The 3,069-nt window shown below is 69.8% G+C and carries 2 protein-coding genes and 2 pseudogenes; all 4 read right to left on the bottom strand.

The annotated features are described in order from the left end of the window. Positions 1–826, bottom strand: a pseudogene (locus GRX66_RS17880) (isocitrate/isopropylmalate family dehydrogenase); the annotation flags it as partial. Continuing rightward, on the bottom strand, positions 819–1,445 hold the full coding sequence (gene leuD / locus GRX66_RS17875) for a 3-isopropylmalate dehydratase small subunit (protein WP_159527707.1): 627 nt from the start codon (positions 1,443–1,445) through the stop codon (positions 819–821). The pseudogene GRX66_RS17880 and the gene leuD, both read right to left, overlap by 8 nt. Then, positions 1,442–2,866 (bottom strand): 3-isopropylmalate dehydratase large subunit, encoded by a 1,425-nt coding sequence (gene leuC / locus GRX66_RS17870; RefSeq protein ID WP_159527706.1) that lies wholly within the window; start codon positions 2,864–2,866, stop codon positions 1,442–1,444. The genes leuD and leuC overlap by 4 nt, the downstream gene beginning before the upstream one ends. After that, a pseudogene (locus tag GRX66_RS17865) lies at positions 2,859–3,069 on the bottom strand (hypothetical protein); the annotation flags it as partial. The gene leuC and the pseudogene GRX66_RS17865, both read right to left, overlap by 8 nt.

Here is a 3,069-nt window from a genome sequence, read left to right as displayed (position 1 = left end):
GGAACTCCAGGAGCATCGCCGCCGACAGCACGCTGGCCGTCGGGTTCGCGACGCCCTCGCCCGCGATGTCCGGCGCGGTGCCGTGGACCGGCTCGAACAGTCCGTTCTCTGGGCCGAGGTTCGCCGACGGCAGCAGGCCGAGGCGCCGACGAGGCCGGCCGCGAGGTCCGACAGCACGTCGCCGGCGAGGTTCGGGCAGACGACGACGTCGTAGTCCTCGGGGGTCTGCACGAGGTGCATCGCGAGCGCGTCCATCAGCGCTTCGTCGGTCGGGACGCCCTCGTCGGCGGCGACCGACTCGACGGTGTCCTTGAACACGCCGTCGGTGACGCGCATCACGTTCGACTTGTGCGCGACGGTGAAGCCCTCGGGCGCGTAGTCGCAGGCGAACTCGGCGAGGCGCCGGCTGGCGTCCTCGGTGATGACGCGCGTGCACGTCGTCACGCCGTCCGCGATCTCGTCCTCGATGCCCGAGTACACGCCCTGGGTGTTCTCGCGGAGGAACACCAGATCCGTCTCCGGCTGGACGGCGTCCACGCCGGGATACGTGCGCGCCGGCCGGACGTTAACGAAGGAGTCAACCGCCGAGCGCAGCGGCAGGATGACGTCCGCGGCCGTCTCGCCCGCCGCCCCGACCAGCGTCGCGCGATTCGACGCCCGCTCGCGTCTCCGCGGGCAGCGCCGTTCCCTGCGCTTCGAGCACTTCGTCGCCCGCGTCGAGGTGGACGAACTCGAAGTCGCCGACCGCGTCGAGTACGTCCACCGCGACTGGCGTCACTTCCCGGCCGATGCCGTCCCCGGGGACGACTGCAATCTCCTCAGACATTCGTGTAGGGGAGGCTGGCGGCCGTCTCCTTCACAGTGTCGGCATTGGCGCCCATCAGCGCCGTCGTGTCCCAGACGCCCTCGACGAGCGCGCGCTTCTGGGCGTCGTCGACGGTCGCGTCCACGACTGTGTCGCCGTACCGTACTTCCTCCTCGACGACGTCGACCTCGACCTCGGCATCGGGGTTCTGGTCGATGAAGTCCTGCAGGGCTTCGACGTCCTCCTGTGACGCCGTGACCGTCGGGATGCCGAGCGCGAGGCAGTTCCCCGCGAAGATCTCGGCGAACGACTCGCCGACGATGGCGTCGATGCCCCACCGCATCAGCGCCTGTGGCGCGTGCTCCCTGCTGGAGCCACACCCGAAGTTCGCGTTCACGGCGAGCACGCTCGCGCCTTGGAACTGCTCCTCGTTGAACGGGTGCTCTTTGGGGTTGTCCTCGTCGTCGAACCTGACGTCGAAGAACGCGAACTGCCCGAGGCCGTCGAACGTCACGACCTTCAGGAAGCGCGCGGGAATGATCTGGTCCGTGTCGATGTCGTTGCCGCGCACGGGCACGCCCGTGCCGGTGACCTCGGTCACGATGTCCGCGGGTCCGGCGTCGCCGTCGTCGGCGCTCATGCGCGCACCTCCTCGAAGCGCTCCAGGTCGCGGACGTCCGTGACCTCGCCGGTGACCGCCGCGGCGGCGACCATCGGCGGGCTCATCAGGACGGTGCGGCCGTCCTTCGAGCCCTGTCGGCCGACGAAGTTCCGGTTCGACGACGACGCGCAGCGCTCGTCGCCGACCAGCTGGTCCTCGTTCATGCCGAGGCACATCGAACAGCCGGCGCCCCGCCACTCGAAGCCCGCGTCCTTGAAGACCTCGTCGAGTCCTTCCGCTTCCGCGGCGGCCTTCACGCGCTGGCTGCCCGGCACGACCAGGCCGCGCACGTCCTCGTGGACTTCGCGCCCCTTCACGACCTCGGCTGCCTCCCGGAGGTCCGGCAGGCGCGCGTTCGTGCAGCTACCCAGGAACGCCACGTCGACCTCGTAGCCGTCCATCGTGTCGCCGGGTTCGACATCCATGTGTTCCTGTGCGGCCCTGGCGCTGTCCGCCTTGTCGGCGGGCAGGTCCTCGGGCGCGGGAATCTCCTCGGAGATGCCGATTCCCTGGCCCGGGGTCGTCCCCCACGTCACGACGGGTTCGAGTTCGCTGCCGTCGATGGTCACGACGTCGTCGTACTCGGCGTCCGCGTCGGACGCGACGGACTCCCAGTACGCTTTGAGCTCCTCGAACGCCTCGCCCTCGGGAACTCTGTCGCGGCCCTCCAGGTACTCGTAGGTGGTCTCGTCGGGGTTGACGTACCCCGCGCGAGCGCCGCCCTCGATGGACATGTTGCAGATGCTCATCCGGCCCGCCATGTCCATGTCCTGGATGGCTTCGCCGCCGTACTCGTAGACGTAGCCGACGCCGCCGTCGGTGCCCAGCCGCCGGATGACGGTGAGGATGACGTCCTTCGGCGTGACGCCCTCGTCGAGTTCGCCGGTGACCTCGATGCGGCGGACCTTCTGCTTCTCCATGGCGATGCAGCCCGTGGCCAGCACGTCCCGGATCTGCGAGGTGCCGATGCCGAACGCCAGCGCGCCGAACGCGCCGTGGGTCGCCGTGTGGGAGTCCCCGCAGACGATTGTCATCCCGGGCTGGGTGAGTCCCTGCTCCGGGCCGACGACGTGCACGATGCCCTGGCGGCCCGTCGTCGGGTCGTCGAACTCGATGCCCGCGTCGCGGACGTTCCGCTCCAGTTCGGACATCATCTCCTCGGCGGCGTCGTCGCTGTACGGCCGCGACTGGTCCGCCGTCGGCACGATGTGGTCGACGGTCGCGTGCGTGCGCTCGGGGTACGCGACGTCCAGGCCGCGCTCCTCGAGCATCCCGAACGCCTGCGGACTCGTCACCTCGTGGACGAGGTGCAGGCCGACGAACAGCTGCGTCTGGCCCGTCGGCAGTTCCGTGACCTCGTGTCGGTCCCAGACCTTGTCGTAGAGTGTCCCCTCACTCATCGCTGCCTACGTCGTCTACGTCGTCTTCGTCGGGCGTCGGCTCGCCGCCGCGCTCCCAGACGCGATTCGCGCTCGCGTCTTCGTCCGGCGGCGTCTGGTCGACGTCCTTCATCCGTTGTTCGGCCACGGGCGGCGTCTCGTCGACGTCCGCCGCGCCCTCGTCGTTCTCGGCGTCGCGCTCGGCGGTGGCGCCGTGTTCGCCG

It is taken from the genome of Halobacterium bonnevillei, from assembly GCF_009831555.1.
In the GTDB taxonomy this organism is placed as follows: Archaea; Halobacteriota; Halobacteria; order Halobacteriales; family Halobacteriaceae; genus Halobacterium; species Halobacterium bonnevillei.
Note: the sequence above shows the minus strand (reverse complement) of the source record. Positions and strands in the feature narration are given on the sequence as shown.